The organism is Pantoea sp. C1E2, from assembly GCF_056491465.1.
Map to the genome: position 1 here is coordinate 897,400 of NZ_JBSZHT010000002.1, position 17,429 is coordinate 914,828.

The following is a 17,429-nucleotide window of genomic DNA, read 5'->3' on the forward strand; positions in this document are numbered from 1 at the left end:
CGTTCCATGAAGTGGCAAGCGTATCCAGAGGGTGATAGTTTCTCAATGTGACGATATGGATTTTGCGCGCCGCCTCGAACAAAATCAATGCTTACAATGAGTAACGTAAAGGGCTAATAAAAAAGGCCTGCACGCAGGCAGGCCTTGATTTGTGAAGGAAATCGTTAACGTTACGGCTGTGGAATTATTTTTATCTCTACCATACCGATACCCAATTTACGCGGATCCTGACCCGTAATGTTGCCATCGTTGGAGAGCTGGGGCTCCGGCGGCGAGATAACCAGATTGTGGCTGCCGTTAGGATTACTGAAGTGCAGCGTGGTGGTAGAGAATTCATCTCCGAGATTCAGTCTCTGCTCCTCATCACCGACGCGCACCGGGATGGGCCTATGTGCATTAGGGCCATAGGCGCGTGCGGTGATCACCAGATCAAAACGGGCGGGCAACGGATCGACATATTCGATGTTCACTTCCGGTGCCAGATTGGCATTCGACCATCTTCCCCAGCTCTCGGGCCGTGAGATTCCGGTGAAACCTTTCACGCCAGTGGGTGCGCCTGGCACGGTCAGCAGGAAGCTGTCGGCGTTATAGCGAATGGCATTATCCTCCACGCGAATCTGCTGCTCGTTAAGTTGATAAGTGGCGGCACTCACTTCGGCTTTCGGGAATTGAGCTTTACCCTTCCACTGCGGTTTATCAATGCGCGTCACCTTCGGTTTTGCGCCCATCTGGCCCATGGCGACACAGAGATCGGTAGAGAGTGCCAAATCAGGCTGCCATAAGCGGCCCATCTTGAAGCAGCGATCGACCCATACGAATTTATCCGAGGAGGTAAAGTCGGCGAGCTGGTAGCGCAGCGGGGCAGAGTATTCGCCTTCTGGCAGCGGCTCGACGCGATCCTGCCCGACGCGGAACAGAATCGGCAATTTGAAGGTCGATCCGGAGAAGCTGAAGGTGTTTTTCTGCTGGTCGACGGTAAACGTATCCATCTTACTGGGGAAATTCCACAGCTGAATGATATCGGCTTTCCATGCCGTTACCTTCTGCGCCATATCATCAAACTGTGCCGATAAGGACGTCGAAGAGAGGCCGCTGCGGCCGAGGCCAATCGCCTTATCACCGCCCAGAATATCCAGTACCGTCGCGCCGTTATCCAGGGTGCTGCGTTTGCCATCCAGCACTTGCGCCTGTGGCTCGTCACCACGAATCACCATAAACAGATCGCGGCGCGGCTGCTTAATCAGATATTGATGCGCGGTGTTATTCATGGCCAGATGATCCGAACTGACCACGATGATGGTGTTTTTAAACCACGGCGACGCTTTGATGCGCGCAATCAAACGCGCGACATGTTCTTGCGAGCAGGCCACTGCGCTGAAGGATTGGTTCGGTTTGCCGTCGTAGCTGTAACTTTTGCGCTGACAGGTGCGCGAGATAAAGCCGTCAGGATGATGGGTGTCCACCGTCAGGGTAAATAAGGCAAACCGTTTTTGCTGACGTGAAAGTTCTTCGTATTTCTCAAACACTTCGTCCATCACCGTGTCATCGTAAAAACCCCAGTTGTTGCGGTAGCTGGGATCGGCGACGCGGCTGATGAGCTCCTGCGAGCCGTACATATGTGCGGGTGAGAAGCCGTGCGACAATAGGAAGGTGTCCTTACCGGCAAAACGTAAATCCGCGCCCTGAATAAACCAGTTTTCATAACCGGAGTTCTTCAGAATATCGCCGAGGCAAATATTTTGTGGGTAGAAGCTGGAGAGCGAGGCCGAGGCGTTGCCATCAAAAGGCGCAAACAGGGGAATACCGCATTGGGAAGCGACCATACCAGCAATGGTGTAATCGGTGCCCGGCAACTGCTCAGTTTCACTGAAATCAAGGCTCTGGTCTTTCTCTCGGCTCAGTTCCGGCGCGAGTCCAGGAAAGGCATGCTGATCAAAATAAGTGCGCTCAAGGCTTTCACCATAGATGTACACCAGGTTGAGTTTGGGCTCGGGAATCGTCTTACTGGGCGTATGGTAGTAGTCGTCGAAATCAGAGTCGGCCAGGCGAGAGTGCGAGGCAATAAGATCCTTCACCTGACGAAATGCAGGTGTGGTTTGCACCGAGCCAGCGGCGCAGGCGATAGCCAGTAAACTCCAGCCCAAATGATGCGGCCGTTTGCGACGGCGTAGTAGCCAGGACAGCAGGCAAAACAGCAAAAACAGACCAATGATTAATCCAATGGCGGGCACCACATATTTACTGACGCCCGCGCCCGTCAGGCTGTTGGTCAGGGTATACAACACCGCATCGGTGATGCCATCGCCGGTAAAATAGTTGCTGGCAATGAGTGTGGCATTGAGCACGATAAACAGCGCGAGCAACACTAAAATCAGTATAAACCAGAATTTATTTCGCCCGGCCTTGTAGGAGTAAACGGCGATTGCCGCCAAAAAGAGTACAACCGAAACCAACTCGGACAAGGTTTTATCCTCACATAAAATAGTGACGCCATCCTTGCGCCCTCGGCCCTCTTTGGGGGTTATGCGCCAATTTATATGGGCTGTCACAGTGCTGCAACATAACCATACAGAATTGTGCGGCGGGTTCCGATTCGTTTAAAGCAGGTTTAAGTTGACTATGGTTTGACCTGGCAGCAACGCACGCGCCGCTGCCAGCGAGGGGAAGGGAGGATCAGAGCTTGCCAGTGAGATACTGCGCTTCACCGTCGGCAAAGCTCCAGTCACCTTTGCTGTTGGTGATAAAACTGATCATCAGATCGTTGCCCTGCACGCCACAATTTTCCTGCAACTCGCGGGCTAACTCTGCCATGAAGAGCGTTTTCTGTTCTTCACTTCTTGGGCTGGTGTAAACGCGCACCATCACCAGGTTATCGGTCCGCTCGAAACCCAGCCCGGTATCCTGGAACACCATCTGATAGCGTTTATTTTCATGAACAATCTGATAGCGATCGCGCGCGGGTACTTTGAACGCAGTTAATACCGCGCGGTGCGCCGCATCCAGTAAGGTACGAATTTCTGATTCTGAACGGCCCTGAATTACATCAAATGTCAGTAACGGCATAAATAAACCCTCGTTTTTGCTCACAAGATAAGAGTAGGATGTGGCTCTATGCTGCCGCTTGCTGCAGGAAAGAAAAAGCGTGCTGGTTGAAATGATTATTTATTATTTTGAACAATCCATATGAAAGAAATCAAAACTGATGCGCTCTGGGTGCATTTGCACTGGCTCACCGTACTGGCTGAACTGGGGAGTTTTACCCGTGCAGCTGAACGATTAGATGTCAGCAAAGCGGCCATGAGCCAAAAGATAAAAGAGCTGGAAGAGATGGCGGGCGTGTCACTGGTGCAGCGCACCACACGCAGCGTGCGTCTGACCTCGGCGGGTGAAAAACTGGTGGATGAGTTGCGCGATCCTTTCGCGCGCATCGCCCAGAGCTTCTTCAGCGTACGCGATGAAGCCGGGCCGGTACGCGGCTTAGTGCGGGTCAGCGCGCCAGTGGCGTTTGCACGTCAGCAGCTGGTGCCAATCATCGGTGATTTTTTGCGAGAGTATCCGCAGGTGCGGCTGCAACTGGATGTCACCGATCGGTTAGTGTCGTTGGGCAGTGAAGGATTTGACCTTGCCATTCGCCACAGCCAGACATTGCCTGAAACTCATGTGGCATTGCCGCTGTGTGAGACGCGGGCGCTGTTAGTAGCCTCGCCGGCTTACCTGGCGCAAAACGGGGTGCCGCAGGTGCCAGAATCGTTGCAGCAACATAACTGTTTGTACTACCCGCGCGGGCTGGAATCACCCCAGTGGCGCTTTCGCCCGGTGAGCGGCGGGAGCGAAACGGTCCAGGTGAAGATTCAGGGTAACTTTGCCACCAATAACAGCGAATCCATTCGTGACGCTGCATTGCAGGGATTAGGCATTGCGATGTTACCGGATTTCAGTGCCACAGCGGCGCTGGCCGCAGGCACGTTGCAACAGGTTCTGCCGCAGTGGCAAACCGTGGATGCTTTCGCCGATCGGTTGTGGGTGGTGCGCCCGTATGCAGCACAGGTGCCACGGGCGGTAACCACCTTTATCCATTGGCTACGCGCGCGCTTTGTTGATGGGTGAAGCCAATGTCATCGCTGCAGGCGGCTGCATCATCTCACCCAGCAGACTGCTGCGATTGTAATTGCCTAAGCGCAGGTTGAAGTCGAGATGCATCTGTTCGTTGCCGCTAAGCTTAATGACCGGCGGCGGCGTTAACGGACGTTGATTGAACAGAATAGCATGCGCAAACGCCTCGCTTTTCCAGCCGCTCAAACGCTGATAATAGTAGGCATTTGCTTCGCACTTGCGCAGGTAGAGATTCACCCGACGATATTCCCGCATGGCTGCCTGTTGCGCCAGTGAGCCCAACTGCTGCTGCGGTTGATCAATTTTCTGGGTCAGCAGCGCATAATCATCACGCTTAGAGAGTTCGTTGAAATAATTCAACTCCCCCAGGTGTTTGATCGGCGCGTACTGTTTTTGCCATTCGCGAATAAACGGGTTATTGGGTGCTGCTGCCAGGAACCAGTTTTCAATCACCGGTGCCAGATAATTGACGGTAGAAATTTCACGATAGTAACCAATCACATCCATGCAGCGTTCTTGATGGGCACGATGCACCCAGGAAAGATCTTCAAATAACAGCGTGCTGCAATCAATGGCAATACCGCCGTAACGTAATAACAGCTCCAGACGAATGACTTCGCTTTTTTGCTGCTCGCTTAATTGTGTAGACGTAAAAATAAAGTCCGGTAAAACTTCTTTTACCGTTAATCGGTTTAGTAAATGAATATCATGATCAGGATTATCTTTGCGCAACTTTTGAATATTTAACATCATTGATTTCGGTAAATATTCATTATCCCAATACATCCAGACTTTTTTCGGTATTTCTGGCAGCGATTTCTCGCCAGAAAACAACACGATATTGTCCTCTTCGCTGGGATCGTACTCCGGCGCGCAGAGCGCAGTATGCTGTTTTTTCTGCAATAATGTCTGGCTGGTAAAAGCGATTCTTTTCCAGTTCTGCCAGAGCGCGAGCGCTGGCTGGAGACGTTTCTTATTCATAGTGCACCTGATTATTGTGATTATGGTGGCAAGGATTCCCTGATGCTGGCAGCTTGAGCGCTCTTATGTTTCCTCACGGCTGTGTGTAAAAAGTACTCACCTCAGCTTAATAAATCATTCTGCTCTTAGAGGCTATTACTTTTTTTTGCTTTCAGATAAACCGGAAAATGAAGGATCCGTTATGCATAAAATTTTACGAAAATAATTGAATGGCCAACTGATTTTATAATTTATATCCTTTAGGACTATTCCTAATAAAATAACCTCTGCATCGCGCAGGCTGTGGCTTAGATAAAAAATTCCTATATTGAGATGGTTTAAAGTGGCTACATTTTTCACTGGCCTGGCAGGGATTTGCCCCTTGTTGATGCAGGTTAACTACGCTTAAACGAGGTGGTTAACCCAAAGGAGGCACTATGCAGCCACACAACCGTGGATTACTGGCGGTCGATAAACAGGGGAATCGGGTATTGTTTCTCGATCCCGACACCTTTGCCGTGCAGCAGGAGCTGAATGCATTTCCGCCGCGTCCGCATGAACTGCTGATGTTGCCCGAGCAAGAGAAAGCATATGTGCCGATCTATGGTGACGGCATTCATGGCGATAACCCCCATCCCGGTCACAAAGTGGCGGTGATCGATCTGCGCAAACGCCAGATTAACGGTTTTATCGATTTATCCCCCTTACAGTCACCGCACAGCGGCCAGTTGGGACGCGACGGCAAAGTTTATCTGTGTTGTGAAAACAGTGCGGCCGTTGCGGTGATTGATCCCTTCACCGACAAGGTAGAGAAAATCATTAAACTGCCGTCGCACAATGCGCATCGTCTGACGCTCTCGCCCAGCGGGCGTAAATTGTTCACCGAGAATGAAGAGGACGCCAGCATTACGGTGGTGGATCTCTGTGAGGCGGAAGGGCGCATCATCGACAATATTCTGTTGCCGGGGCCGATTTCCGGCATTGCAGCCTCGCCTAAGCACCCTTATCTGGTGGCCAGTGCGGCCGACGCACCGTTGTTGTATGTGGTCGATCGGCAAAGCCACCGTATTCGCCAGCGCATTAAACTTATGGCTCATCAGCAGCCCTGCCAGGTGGTGCGCTTCAGTGCCAACGGTGAGCGTTTGGTCGCGATTGGCGATCAGGAACCGCTGATCACCCTGTTTGACGATTTGCTCAATCCATTGGGGGATATTCAGGTGGGCAATAAGCCGATGGATGGCTGTTTTAGCGCCGATAATCGTACGCTGCTGATTGCCAATGAAGGCGATGGCTCATTGAGCGTCATTGATTTGCTGCAAATGAAAGTGATTGCGACACCAACCGCGGGAACCGGTTGTGAGGTGCTGAGTTATTTCCAGTTAAACTGACGGAATGACACATCCAGCGTGGGGCGGCGCTTGATAGCGCATTTAAGATGTCGATGTCGGGCGTCGCGGGGTGCCCTTTAAATAAACGGGCGATGGTAAATCGCGCTGCTCCAGTGGCGGCTACTGGCATGTTTTTCCGCCTGCCAGCCGCGTTTGCGCAATTCCCGGGCGATCATTTTGTTCATGATGCCGTGGCCCACCAGCAGGACCGTTCCTTGCTTCGACAACGCCACTAGCTTATCTGCCGCCTGGCGTGCGCGCGCTCGGGCATGGGTTAATGATTCTACATGCCCGGCGTAACCGCATAACCACAACAGGCGCAACAGGGCGAGCCAAACGGTCAGCGGCAAGTGCAGGCGTTCAAACGGCAGCAGCGGCATGGCCACTTCACTGAAGACATCATCCACCTCATGCGGTTGCAGGCCGAGACGCGTGAGCGAGGAGCGTGCACGTGGTAACGGGCTAGAGGCGATCACGCGGGCCATCTGTGCGATGGCCATGCTGCGCGGCGGCGGCGAGTCGCAGATATCGGCGAGGTCATAACCTTCACACCAGTCCGCCAGCGCTCGTGCGGTAAAGCGTCCGCTTCCTGGATGGTCAGGTTTGCCATGTCGCATAAGGATGATGGTCATAAGTGTCCTGTCTGATTTTTATCCAGTGTAATGCAGCTGATGGCTGAACCGCACTTGCGAAGGGCTTTTAAGATTAATTCGCAATTGTCATCAAAGCTTAACTGATTTGTGCGAAAAAAAGCGCGATGAAGGATCAGCCGCCACTCAGCTAATGATAAGCAATGCTCGTTAATTACATTTGGGTTAACGCGCTTTTACTTGCATGCATTAGATGTAATGTCATGAATTGACGCCATTTTTGCCTTTTTATCCCGAGTTATAGTGAAGATAAATTAATAATTTTCACTTTTATCACTTGATTTATCTACGCGCGTAGATAGACTGTATCCACAGTGATAACTCACGGTGCCAGAGACAAAGTTGGCCTTGAGATGACGTAGTTACATTTGCCTTACTAATGCGATCGATGAAATAAACATCGGCGAGAACAGGCGGATGAGTGAATTCCAACACCAGGGAATTCTTTGACTTTCATCCAGGTTTGCCTACTGAACGTCGTCACCGGGGAGTTCCGCTTGTTGCAAGGGAACCGTCCCACGGAAGGGCGTTTGCTGTTTTCACCTATTTCAGGGAAAAGGTCATGACGGTACAGCAGTCCGTTTCGCAACAAACTTCACTGAGCACCTCTTCAGCTGCTGACATGCGGCTGGAAACCTCCTCTGGCCGCAAAGATTTCTGGCGCGCCACCTTCTCTTGCTGGCTTGGTACGGCAATGGAGTACGCGGATTTCGCGCTCTATGGCCTGGCAGCGGGTATCATTTTTGGCGATGTGTTCTTCCCCAATGCCACACCTACCATGGCGCTGCTTTCCAGTTTTGCTACCTGGTCGGTCGGCTTTATCGCGCGTCCGATTGGTGCGCTGCTGTTTGGCTGGATCGGGGATCGTAAAGGCCGCAAAACCGTGATGATTGCCACCATCATCCTGATGGGTGCATCGACAACCTTAATTGGTCTCATCCCCTCTTACGCCACTATCGGCGTCTGGGCACCCGCTTGTCTGGTGCTGCTGCGCTTTACCCAAGGGTTGGGCGCCGGGGCGGAACTCTCTGGTGGCACCGTGATGCTGGGCGAATACGCGCCGGTTGAGCGTCGTGGTCTGGTCTCTTCCGTGATTGCTCTCGGCTCGAACAGCGGAACGCTGATCGCCTCGCTGGTGTGGCTGGCGGTGATTCAGATGGATAAACAAGCCTTGCTGGATTGGGGCTGGCGTATTCCGTTCCTCAGCAGCGTGCTGATTGCCCTGGTCGCGTTGTGGCTTCGTCGCCATCTGCGTGAAACCCCGGTGTTTGAGCGTCAGCAGGCGCTTTTGCAGGCGGAGCGCAGCAACACATTGCAGCATGCAGCCGCCGACGTTGATACACGCGGTTTCTGGCAGCGCAGCCGTGCGTTCTGGACCATGGTCGGCTTACGCATCGGCGAAAACGGCCCCTCCTACCTGGCGCAGGGCTTTATCGTCGGTTATGTCGCCAAAGTGCTGATGCTCGATAAGTCAGTGCCAACCACGGCGGTGTTTATCGCCTCGCTGCTGGGTTTCCTGATAATCCCGTTTGCCGGTTGGATGTCCGACCGCTTCGGCCGCCGCATTACCTATCGTGGTTTCTGCCTGCTGCTGATGATTTATGCCTGGCCGGCATTCAGTCTGATGGACAGCCGCGACCCGGCGATTGTGATCCCGGTGATGGTCGTGGGCATGGCGCTGGCCTCACTCGGCATTTTTGGTGTGCAGGCCGCGTGGGGTGTGGAAATGTTTGGCGTTAAACACCGTTACACCAAGATGGCGGTGGCGAAAGAGCTGGGGTCTATCCTTTCTGGAGGGACGGCACCTTTAGTGGCTGCGGCGCTGTTATCGTACACCGGACACTGGTGGGCGATTGCCGTGTACTTCTCGGCGATGGCGACCATCGGTTTTCTGACCACTTTTGTGGCACCGGAAACGCGTGGGCGCGATTTGAATCTGCCGGAAGATGCGATCTGACGCGCAACAAGCTGTAAATGACACGATGCCATTGGCCGGATAATCCGGCCAATGGCATTCATGCAGAGGCAAGAGCATTGGCAAAATCTCCAGGCGGAAATGTAACGCGTAGTGATGTGGCGAAAGCCGCCGGCACGTCAGTGGCGGTGGTGAGCTATGTGATGAACAACGGGCCGCGCCCGGTGGCGGAAGCCACGCGGCTGCGCGTGCTGGAAGCGATTAAGCAGACGGGCTACCGACCGAATGCGGTGGCGCGTGCATTGGCTTCTGGCAGCACCAAAACGTTTGGGCTGATAGTGCCGAATATCAGCAACCCCTTCGTGGCCTCGATGGCGCACATGCTGCTGCAGGAGTCGCTGGATCACGGCCACGTCATGCTGTTGGGTGATGCCGGAGACGATCGTAAGCGTGAGCTGGAACTGATTCAGGGTTTGCTGAATCGTCAGGTGGATGGCCTGTTTTATACCAGCGTTGACCGCCATCCTTATATTGATGTGATTCAGGCCAGCGGCACGCCGTTGGTGATGCTGGATCGCGTTGAACCGCGTCCTGGCGTGAGCATGTTGCGGGTGAATGAGCGCGAGGCGTCGCGTCAGGTTACCGAACATCTGCTCAGCCACGGTTATCAGCAGGTTGGCATGATTAGCGGTCCGCTGGAGATGCTGAATGCGCAGGATCGTATTCAGGGCTGGCGCGATGCCATGGCAGAGAAAGGTTTACCGGTAGATGAAGCTCTGATTTTCCCTGCCAGCTACTCGCGACAAGGCGGTTATGACGCCGCAAAACATATGCTTGCCAGCGGAAAGGTGCCGCGCGCGCTGTTTACCAGCAATGAAGGGCAGGCAATTGGCTGTATCCGTGCGTTCTCTGAGCACGGCTTACGTGTGCCGCAGGATGTCGCACTGGTGTGTTTTAACGGCACCGATCAATCCGCATTCCATGTGCCGACATTAACCACGGTACGTCAACCGCTGCGTGAAATGGCACGTAGCGCTATCGCCATGCTGAAAAATTGGGGTGGAGAAGCCCAACTGGCGGAGTTTCCTCACCATCTTGAAATCGGTGAGTCCTGTGGCTGCCCGCTTACTCAACAAAAATAAACCTATAACATTATGAAAAGACTGATTATTGATTGTGATCCGGGAAATGGAATTGCAGGGGCGAACACCGATGACGGCCTGGCGCTGGCACTGGCGTTGGCATCACCTTCGCTGTCGGTTGAACTGATTACCACCGTCACCGGCAACACGCCGAGTGCGGTAGGGGCGCAGGTTGCCAAAGATTTACTCCAGCGATTAGGCCTCAATATTCCCGTGGTACAGGGCGCGTTGCAGGCGCTCCGCGAAGATCCTGCCCCCTGGCGCGCGCGCCTGGATGGTGTGAAGGACGCAACCCTCGGTGAGCTGTGGCGGGGCGTGCGGAAACCGCAACTGCTGGCTGCAGATGGTAACGATGCCGCTGGCGTGATGGGCCAGTTGATTTGCGATAATCCCGGCGAGTTTACCCTGGTGGCGATCGGCCCCCTGACCAATGTGGCGCAGGCGCTGCAGCGTTATCCGCAAATGGCCGAGTCCGTGGCGGAGATTGTGATCATGGGCGGGGTATTCGCTTTAGATGATTATATTAAAGACACCAACTTTGGTCTGGATCCCGAAGCAGCGCATCAGGTGCTGCACAGCGGAGCGGCCATCACGCTGGTGCCGATGGACGCCACCACACAAACATTGATGACCCATCAGGATCTCAATCGTCTGACCACCAACGACCATCCATTGCCACAATTTGTCCGTGAGACGCTGCGTCCGTGGATTGACTACTCGATTCGCACTCGCCATCTGCCGGGCTGCTGGATCCACGATGCGCTGGTGATTGCCTGGCTACTCAATCAGCGCGTGGCGGATGGGGTGGATTACTTTGTCGATATTGAGTTACGTGCGGGCGCGACACGCGGCAAGAGCTGGCGTTATCGTTCGCCACTGCGTCTGGATATTGGCGTGCCGGAGCATACCGGGGCGCTGGTGCATGTGATGCAGAACGTCAACAATCCATTGCTGCTGGAGATGATGGAGAGGGCGTTTAATCAGTTGCAGCGCTGATTGCCTATCACGGAGTGCGGCCCAGGTTGTCGCACCGGCCGTCCTTCAATGGCGCATTCATCACGCCGCATGACATTGCACTGCTGCTCAGCGGTGCAATGTTTCACTTCACGACACGCTTCCTTACACCGCGAATCACTCCCTGACAATTCCCCGCCGCAGCCCGCCTTTCTGACATGCTATATACAAATAGTTAACACAATAATAACCAGCGAAATCATTCGCCGGATAATGTTCCAATAAATTCTGGTCAATGAACCGGAAGCTAATCAGACAGGATACCCCTATGTTCAACTGGACTGCGACCCAGCGAAACGTGGCGTTTGCCAGTTTCGCCAGCTGGACGCTGGATGCGTTCGACTTCTTTATCCTGGTGTTTGTACTCAGCGATCTTGCCCAGTATTTCAACACCAGCGTCTCCGATGTTTCTGTTGCCATCATGCTCACGCTAGCGGTTCGACCGATCGGCGCACTGATATTTGGTCGTCTGGCTGAGAAGTATGGCCGCCGCCCGATTCTGATGCTCAATATCGTGATGTTCTCGCTGTTTGAGCTGCTCTCAGCCTGGTCACCGAACTTCACCGCGTTCCTCGCTTTCCGCGTGATTTACGGCGTGGCGATGGGCGGTATCTGGGGCGTGGCCTCGTCGCTGGCGATGGAAACCATCCCGGATCGTTCGCGCGGGCTGATGTCCGGCATCTTCCAGGCGGGCTACCCTTGCGGCTACCTGCTGGCATCGATCATTTTCGGGCTGTTTTTCGAGACGGTGGGCTGGCGCGGCATGTTCCTGATTGGGGCATTGCCGATTCTGCTGCTGCCGTTTATCTATTTTAAAGTGCCGGAATCCCCGGTCTGGCTGGCCGCGCGTGAGCGCAAAGAGAGTACGGCGCTGCTGCCGATTATTCGTCAGCACTGGAAAATCTGTATCTATATGGTGCTGCTGATGGCGTGCTTTAACTTCTTCAGCCATGGCACCCAGGATCTCTATCCCACCTTCCTGAAAGTGCAGCATCAGTTTGATCCGCGCACCGTCAGCATCATCGCGATTAGCTATAACATTGCGGCAATGCTGGGCGGGATTACCTTTGGTGCGCTGTCAGAACGGATTGGCCGTAAGAAAGCGATCATCCTCGCTTCGTTCCTTGCACTGCCGATCTTGCCGCTGTGGGCATTCTCCAGCGGATCCTGGATGATTGGGATTGGTGCGTTCCTGATGCAGTTTATGGTGCAGGGCGCGTGGGGCGTGGTGCCGACCTATCTCACCGAACTGGTGCCTTCGAATGCGCGCGCCGTGTTGCCGGGCTTTGTTTATCAGTTGGGTAATTTGATTGCCTCGGTCAATGCGACCTTGCAGTCACGCATTGCCGAGGCGCACGGCGGCAACTACGGCCTGGGGATGGCGATTGTTGCCGGTACGGTGGCGGTGCTGATTTGCGTGTTTGTCGCCTTTGGGCGAGAGACGCGGGGTATTGAAATATCCGGTGCCGTGGCGCGCGAACAGCGTTAAAGCGCCTCGCAGACGTCGACCCATTTCGCCGCAGTCAGTTCAGCCATGCGCTGCGGCGAAATGCGCACTGCGCTGTGAATCGAACCTGCCGCGGGCAGCACTTCTTCAAAGCCGCGCAGGGTGACATCACAATAAACAGTCAGCGGATTTTCCAGTCCAAAGGGGCAGACGCCGCCCACCGGATGTCCGGTCCAGTTCACCACCTCATCGACACTTAACATGCGTGCCTTGGCGCCGAGCGCGGCTTTCAGCTTGCGGTTGTCGAGGCGGGCATCACCACGTGTGACGATCAGCACAATGGCATCTTTCACTTTCAGCGACAGGGTTTTAGCGATTTGTCCCGGCGTCACGCCATGTACGCGTGCGGCCAGTTCTACCGTGGCGGTGCTCTCCGGCATCTCGATGATGTCGATATCCGGTGCATGTTCGGCAAAGAAGTGCCGTACCGACTCCAGGCTCATTTTTTTCTCCGGTAAAAACAGAGCCTAAAAGCTGCCACAAGGGGGGGAAAGTGTAAACGGGATAAAAAGAGAATCTGTAACAGAATGCGCGCAGGTTAAACCACTTTTAACGTGCAGTTACCGCAGCGCTCGACGTCCGGAATGCGATAGCGCTGGCAGCAGCTGCGGCGTTCCATCTCGCCATTTCGCGGGATCATGGTGCGATAAAGCGGGTTGTCGCTGCCATCCAGCAGTGTCTGGGTGAAGAACAGCGCCTGTTCCAGCTGAGAGATGACGGGTGCGGGCAACTGGCTTTTCAGTTCACCGAGGAACCAGTAAAACGAATACCCCATGTTGTTCCAGATGAGTTTGGCGTTGATATCACCATGTTGCGTCATGCCGTTGACGGCAGGGATCAGGCATTGCTGAACCAGGCGGTCAATACGCTGCTGTGCGCTGAGATGGCGCGCCTCTTCATCTTCCTGCACATCAATCCAGAAAGCACAGGGATGGCCGTTCTCATGAAATTCTACATGGATTAGATGTGGCACACATTTCAGCGCCCGCGGTTCCTGCAGCAACATCAACATCAGCGGGGCTAACAGCAAACCAAAATACCATTGCGCCCACAGTGACTGCAGCGGTTTGGCTTCCTGCTGCATATCAGGGTGATTGCGATAAAGGTAATCGCTATAGCGCTGCGTCAGGCGACGATAGTGCAGCGGTGTGGACCAATCTGCCAGCGTTAACGTCCCTGCCGGCGCGGCCTGGCCAAGCTTGACGTTATCCAGCATGTAGCTGCGTTGCTCACGCATCAGATCTTCCAGTGCGCTCGCTAAGCTGCGGTCGCTCTGCATAAAGATCAGAGGATGGTCGCTAAAGCGATGATCCTGACGCGTGATGATGGGCATGCCAATCCTGAGTGATAACGGGAATCGTGAAGCAAATGATAATCGTTACCGTCAGTGTGAACAAGATGTCATCAAGTTGAGAAGGGGGCGGCGGCATTTTTCGGCCCTGCACCGCCATTGGAAAGCGTGAGAATCGCGTCGCGACGACATCTGCTAGATCAGGTCATTGGTGACTTGCGTCAGCTTCGGCAAATCTTCCCACGCGAGGATGGTGTTACGCCCCTGATTCTTCGCGACGTATAGCGCGCGGTCTGCATTGGCCACCGCCTGGTCAAAGTCATCACCCAAAATGGGGGCGATACCGGCACTGATGGTGACGTGGGTGGAGACCTTTTCATTAAAGCGATGCGGAATTTCAAGATCCACCACGTACTGACGGATGCGCTCCGCCAGTTTCATAGCAATCGACGCGTTAACGTTGGTCATCAGCACCAGAAACTCTTCACCACCATAACGCGTGACCACATCGCGCGAACGCACCGCATCACGAATCGCGACCGATACCCGCGCGAGTGCCTGATCGCCCATCGCGTGACCGTAGTTGTCGTTATAGGCTTTGAAATGATCGATATCCAGCAGCAGCACGTAATGACTGCCTGCATGGTTTTCCAGAATAGTGTCGAGGCGATTTTTCAGGCCGCGGCGGTTATACAAACCGGTAAGCGGATCCAGCATACTCAAATCGCTAAAACTCTCCTTTTCCTCATACAGCTGGCTCACCAGCCGTCGGGTAAAGGTATCAAAACGGCGCCGCATTAAATGATGCAGCGAGAAACCAATCAACGGCAGAGTAATAGTAAAAATGATCGTCATTAAATGCTGACCATCATCTAATAACAGTACGGTTAATACCGGCGGCGTGATGTGTAAACAAAATGCGATCAAATAATCACTTAGTGCAATAGCACTCACAAAAAATACGCTTAACAGACTGATTATTAAAAAACTGCCATCAAAATAAAAAACCTGATGATATCTGTGGTTAATGTGCCATGCCCACAGTGCGCCTAATATCATGGCGACAGGATTTAATAGCGGTAATTTCCGTTTTGGCATCATCAGGCAAACGGTCAGCAAAGTCAGGCTGAAAGCCGCGACAATCCCCACTGGCAGCGAGCTTACCGGGCTATCTGTGCCTAAAAAAGGTAACAGGCAAAAAAGCGAAACGGCGACATTTAAAAACAAAAAGAGCATCAGCGAAAGCCGATATTTGCTGTGTTTCAACTCATCATAAGATTGTAATTTCATTATTATTACTCTTCACAGCCCTGAAATATCAAAGCGCTACCCGTGGGAAATACTCCCGCAAATCGGATAGTGAGCACGTTATTGACGTGTTATCGAAATAGTTATCGGCGGCAATTTAGCATTTTCCAGTAAATCTGTCATCCAACGCGTCCCGCAATAAAAAATTCGCTGCAAGATGAGAAATATTGTCATATGATAATACGAATATTTATCATTTGAGGGTTGCGCGATGATCATGGCGATGTTGGCTGCCTGCGGCTTGTGGGGTGTGAGCTGGATGATGGGTAAACGTCTGGACAGTGGCTGGGGGGTATTGCTGCCCTGTGCCGCCTTACCGATATTTGCGCTGTGGGAACCGAGTTTCAGCCAGTGGCGCGTCGTGATGATTGTTGCGCTGTTAATGACCGTGGTGATGTTGTTCCATCATCGTCTGCGTCACTACTTGCTGCTGCCTTCTTGTCTGGCATTGGCGGGTGGGGCGGCGGCGGTCACCGTGAATTTCCATATCATCTGATCCTGTTTTCAGGATGACAGAAACGACAACATCACGCTGAGTGCGTGATATTTTCTTTTGGTTCAAATTGGGATTTTACTACCAGAAGGGTCAGGCAATTCAGACAACGTGGTGCGAAGGGAGGGACTTGAACCCTCACGTCCGTAAGAACACTAACACCTGAAGCTAGCGCGTCTACCAATTCCGCCACCATCGCATTGTGTTGTCTTTACTTGTCTTGTTTATACCATTGCATTGGTGCGAAGGGAGGGACTTGAACCCTCACGTCCGTAAGAACACTAACACCTGAAGCTAGCGCGTCTACCAATTCCGCCACCATCGCTCAGTGCTATGATATAAACTTTGTGATTATTGGTGCGAGGGGAGGGACTTGAACCCTCACGTCCGTAAGGACACTAACACCTGAAGCTAGCGCGTCTACCAATTCCGCCACCGTCGCGTACCATGCAACACCCTAAAGTATTGCTAACCACGGAGGCGCATTCTAGAGATTTTACTCTTTGCGTCAATACATATTTCACGACGATGAAACGATTGCTGCAAAAAACAACATTTTCACCGTCATGAAGATCAAAATGCGTTATTTACGCGTTTTAGCACCGCGACCGTACACCGCACGATACACCTTGAAGCGTCCTGTCTGCGCCAATACTTCGTGGTTACCGAAGGTTTCATCAAGAATCTGCGGATAAGGCAGGAAGGCGTTGGCGACAATACGCAGTTCACCGCCGCTGTTCAGATGCTTCAGCGCACCACGGATCAGCGTGTTGGCCGCATCGAGGCTGGTTTGCAGGCCATCATGGAACGGCGGGTTAGAGATGATCATATCGAAGCGGCCGGTGACATCGGAGAAGACGTTACTGGCAAACACTTCACCTTCCAGTTCGTTAGCGGCCAGCGTCAGTTTACTGGCTTCAATTGCTGCGGCATGCACATCACACAGCCACAAACGGATGCGTGGGGAAATTTGCGCCATCACGGTGGCGAGCACGCCGCTGCCACAGCCGATATCCAGCACTTTGCCACGGAAGTGCGGCTCCAGCGTGGAGAGCAGCAGATCGCTACCGATATCCAGTCCATCGCGGCTGAAGACGCCCGGCAGCGTGTGGATGGTGAGATGTTCGATCATGTAAGTATTGCCATAGCTGCTGGCATCAAAGGTTGGCTGTGTATCCAGACGACCGTGATAGAGACCGCAACGACGCGCGCTGTCGACTTTTTCCAGTTTAGCCCACTCTTCCAGCATGCCTTCTGCACTGCGCACGCCGCTGCGGTTTTCACCGACCACGAAGATATCGCAGCCAACCGGCATCAGTGACAGCAGGTTTTGCAGCTGATACTGCGCTTCCGGCTTGTTCTTCGACCAGAAGTAAACCAGCGTATCGCAGCCTTCGACATCAGCGGCAGTGGCCACCATGCTGTAAACCGCACGTTCACCGAGGCGACGGCTCAGGTTCTGCCAGTGATGGTACTGCTGGGTGTGCACGCGCGTTGATGCGGTTTCCAGCTGGGCGGGCAGGTCATCCTGCAGGTCGCCAGCAAACAAAACATGGCGGGCGGTAAATTCATCACTGTGGCGCAGAATGACTTCGCTGGCCGGGGTAAAAGCAGACATGGAACGCTCCTGTTAAATCAGAGCGGGGAT

Annotated in this window: 15 protein-coding genes and 3 tRNA genes; 7 read left to right on the top strand and 11 right to left on the bottom strand. The window is 53.4% G+C overall.

Features of this window, described 5'->3' with window-relative positions:
- Positions 1-170 precede the first annotated feature (170 nt).
- A complete protein-coding gene (gene opgB / locus ACXI0A_RS04355) occupies positions 171-2,462 on the bottom strand; it encodes a phosphatidylglycerol--membrane-oligosaccharide glycerophosphotransferase (protein ID WP_476150194.1) in 2,292 nt (763 codons plus the stop codon).
- 211 nt (positions 2,463-2,673) lie between these two features.
- A complete protein-coding gene (locus ACXI0A_RS04360) occupies positions 2,674-3,063 on the bottom strand; it encodes a tautomerase family protein (RefSeq protein WP_034826287.1) in 390 nt (129 codons plus the stop codon).
- 120 nt (positions 3,064-3,183) lie between these two features.
- On the opposite strand from ACXI0A_RS04360, the gene ACXI0A_RS04365 reads away from it, so the two are divergent.
- Positions 3,184-4,107 carry a LysR substrate-binding domain-containing protein gene (locus tag ACXI0A_RS04365; RefSeq protein ID WP_476150191.1) on the top strand — a complete coding sequence of 308 codons (924 nt, stop codon included), beginning with the start codon at positions 3,184-3,186 and terminating at the stop codon, positions 4,105-4,107.
- On the opposite strand, the gene ACXI0A_RS04370 is transcribed toward ACXI0A_RS04365, so the two are convergent.
- Positions 4,081-5,094, bottom strand: a complete 1,014-nt coding sequence (locus ACXI0A_RS04370) for a capsular polysaccharide synthesis protein (protein WP_476150190.1) — start codon at positions 5,092-5,094, stop codon at positions 4,081-4,083. The two genes, ACXI0A_RS04365 and ACXI0A_RS04370, sit on opposite strands and share 27 nt — an antisense overlap.
- A gap of 416 nt (positions 5,095-5,510) precedes the next feature.
- On the opposite strand from ACXI0A_RS04370, the gene ACXI0A_RS04375 reads away from it, so the two are divergent.
- Positions 5,511-6,461, top strand: coding sequence for a YncE family protein (locus ACXI0A_RS04375; RefSeq protein ID WP_224932387.1), 951 nt, complete (start codon positions 5,511-5,513; stop codon positions 6,459-6,461).
- Positions 6,462-6,538: 77 nt separating this feature from the next.
- Here ACXI0A_RS04375 and ACXI0A_RS04380 read toward each other — a convergent pair whose 3' ends face one another.
- Entirely contained in the window at positions 6,539-7,093 is a 555-nt protein-coding gene (locus ACXI0A_RS04380; protein ID WP_224932389.1) for a histidine phosphatase family protein, read from the bottom strand.
- A gap of 580 nt (positions 7,094-7,673) precedes the next feature.
- On the opposite strand from ACXI0A_RS04380, the gene ACXI0A_RS04385 reads away from it, so the two are divergent.
- The 4 genes from ACXI0A_RS04385 to ACXI0A_RS04400 all read left to right on the top strand — a co-directional run bounded on the left by ACXI0A_RS04385 (position 7,674) and on the right by ACXI0A_RS04400 (position 12,671).
- Positions 7,674-9,068 carry an MFS transporter gene (locus ACXI0A_RS04385; RefSeq protein WP_476150187.1) on the top strand — a complete coding sequence of 465 codons (1,395 nt, stop codon included), beginning with the start codon at positions 7,674-7,676 and terminating at the stop codon, positions 9,066-9,068.
- Positions 9,069-9,145: 77 nt separating this feature from the next.
- Positions 9,146-10,168, top strand: coding sequence for a substrate-binding domain-containing protein (locus ACXI0A_RS04390; protein ID WP_476151160.1), 1,023 nt, complete (start codon positions 9,146-9,148; stop codon positions 10,166-10,168).
- 12 nt (positions 10,169-10,180) lie between these two features.
- Entirely contained in the window at positions 10,181-11,164 is a 984-nt protein-coding gene (locus ACXI0A_RS04395; protein ID WP_476150186.1) for a nucleoside hydrolase, read from the top strand.
- Between the two features lie 253 nt (positions 11,165-11,417).
- Positions 11,418-12,671 (top strand): MFS transporter, encoded by a 1,254-nt coding sequence (locus tag ACXI0A_RS04400; protein WP_224932392.1) that lies wholly within the window; start codon positions 11,418-11,420, stop codon positions 12,669-12,671.
- On the opposite strand, the gene ACXI0A_RS04405 is transcribed toward ACXI0A_RS04400, so the two are convergent.
- The 3 genes from ACXI0A_RS04405 to ACXI0A_RS04415 all read right to left on the bottom strand — a co-directional run bounded on the left by ACXI0A_RS04405 (position 12,668) and on the right by ACXI0A_RS04415 (position 15,270).
- Positions 12,668-13,132, bottom strand: coding sequence for a YbaK/EbsC family protein (locus tag ACXI0A_RS04405; RefSeq protein ID WP_224932393.1), 465 nt, complete (start codon positions 13,130-13,132; stop codon positions 12,668-12,670). The two genes, ACXI0A_RS04400 and ACXI0A_RS04405, sit on opposite strands and share 4 nt — an antisense overlap.
- 95 nt (positions 13,133-13,227) lie before the next feature.
- A complete protein-coding gene (gene fhuF / locus ACXI0A_RS04410; protein ID WP_476150184.1) occupies positions 13,228-14,022 on the bottom strand; it encodes a siderophore-iron reductase FhuF in 795 nt (264 codons plus the stop codon).
- A gap of 153 nt (positions 14,023-14,175) precedes the next feature.
- Entirely contained in the window at positions 14,176-15,270 is a 1,095-nt protein-coding gene (locus ACXI0A_RS04415) for a diguanylate cyclase domain-containing protein (protein ID WP_476150182.1), read from the bottom strand.
- Positions 15,271-15,499: 229 nt separating this feature from the next.
- On the opposite strand from ACXI0A_RS04415, the gene ACXI0A_RS04420 reads away from it, so the two are divergent.
- Positions 15,500-15,784, top strand: a complete 285-nt coding sequence (locus ACXI0A_RS04420; RefSeq protein ID WP_200576621.1) for a DUF1435 domain-containing protein — start codon at positions 15,500-15,502, stop codon at positions 15,782-15,784.
- 109 nt (positions 15,785-15,893) lie between these two features.
- Here the strand turns inward: ACXI0A_RS04420 and ACXI0A_RS04425 are convergent.
- The 4 genes from ACXI0A_RS04425 to rsmC all read right to left on the bottom strand — a co-directional run bounded on the left by ACXI0A_RS04425 (position 15,894) and on the right by rsmC (position 17,399).
- Positions 15,894-15,980: transfer RNA gene (locus tag ACXI0A_RS04425), tRNA-Leu, on the bottom strand.
- 39 nt (positions 15,981-16,019) lie between these two features.
- Positions 16,020-16,106: transfer RNA gene (locus tag ACXI0A_RS04430), tRNA-Leu, on the bottom strand.
- A gap of 30 nt (positions 16,107-16,136) precedes the next feature.
- Positions 16,137-16,223, bottom strand: a tRNA-Leu gene (locus ACXI0A_RS04435).
- Positions 16,224-16,364: 141 nt separating this feature from the next.
- Entirely contained in the window at positions 16,365-17,399 is a 1,035-nt protein-coding gene (gene rsmC / locus ACXI0A_RS04440; RefSeq protein ID WP_224932397.1) for a 16S rRNA (guanine(1207)-N(2))-methyltransferase RsmC, read from the bottom strand.
- Positions 17,400-17,429 lie beyond the last annotated feature (30 nt).

Coding starts and splice junctions, on each gene's coding strand:
- fhuF (WP_476150184.1), bottom strand. CDS start 14,022: ATGCCCATCATCACGCGTCAGGATCATCGCTTTAGCGACCATCCTCTG.
- rsmC (WP_224932397.1), bottom strand. CDS start 17,399: ATGTCTGCTTTTACCCCGGCCAGCGAAGTCATTCTGCGCCACAGTGAT.
- ACXI0A_RS04375 (WP_224932387.1), top strand. CDS start 5,511: ATGCAGCCACACAACCGTGGATTACTGGCGGTCGATAAACAGGGGAAT.
- ACXI0A_RS04365 (WP_476150191.1), top strand. CDS start 3,184: ATGAAAGAAATCAAAACTGATGCGCTCTGGGTGCATTTGCACTGGCTC.
- ACXI0A_RS04380 (WP_224932389.1), bottom strand. CDS start 7,093: ATGACCATCATCCTTATGCGACATGGCAAACCTGACCATCCAGGAAGC.
- ACXI0A_RS04420 (WP_200576621.1), top strand. CDS start 15,500: ATGATCATGGCGATGTTGGCTGCCTGCGGCTTGTGGGGTGTGAGCTGG.
- ACXI0A_RS04400 (WP_224932392.1), top strand. CDS start 11,418: ATGAACCGGAAGCTAATCAGACAGGATACCCCTATGTTCAACTGGACT.
- ACXI0A_RS04395 (WP_476150186.1), top strand. CDS start 10,181: ATGAAAAGACTGATTATTGATTGTGATCCGGGAAATGGAATTGCAGGG.
- ACXI0A_RS04385 (WP_476150187.1), top strand. CDS start 7,674: ATGACGGTACAGCAGTCCGTTTCGCAACAAACTTCACTGAGCACCTCT.
- ACXI0A_RS04415 (WP_476150182.1), bottom strand. CDS start 15,270: ATGAAATTACAATCTTATGATGAGTTGAAACACAGCAAATATCGGCTT.
- ACXI0A_RS04370 (WP_476150190.1), bottom strand. CDS start 5,094: ATGAATAAGAAACGTCTCCAGCCAGCGCTCGCGCTCTGGCAGAACTGG.
- ACXI0A_RS04405 (WP_224932393.1), bottom strand. CDS start 13,132: ATGAGCCTGGAGTCGGTACGGCACTTCTTTGCCGAACATGCACCGGAT.
- ACXI0A_RS04360 (WP_034826287.1), bottom strand. CDS start 3,063: ATGCCGTTACTGACATTTGATGTAATTCAGGGCCGTTCAGAATCAGAA.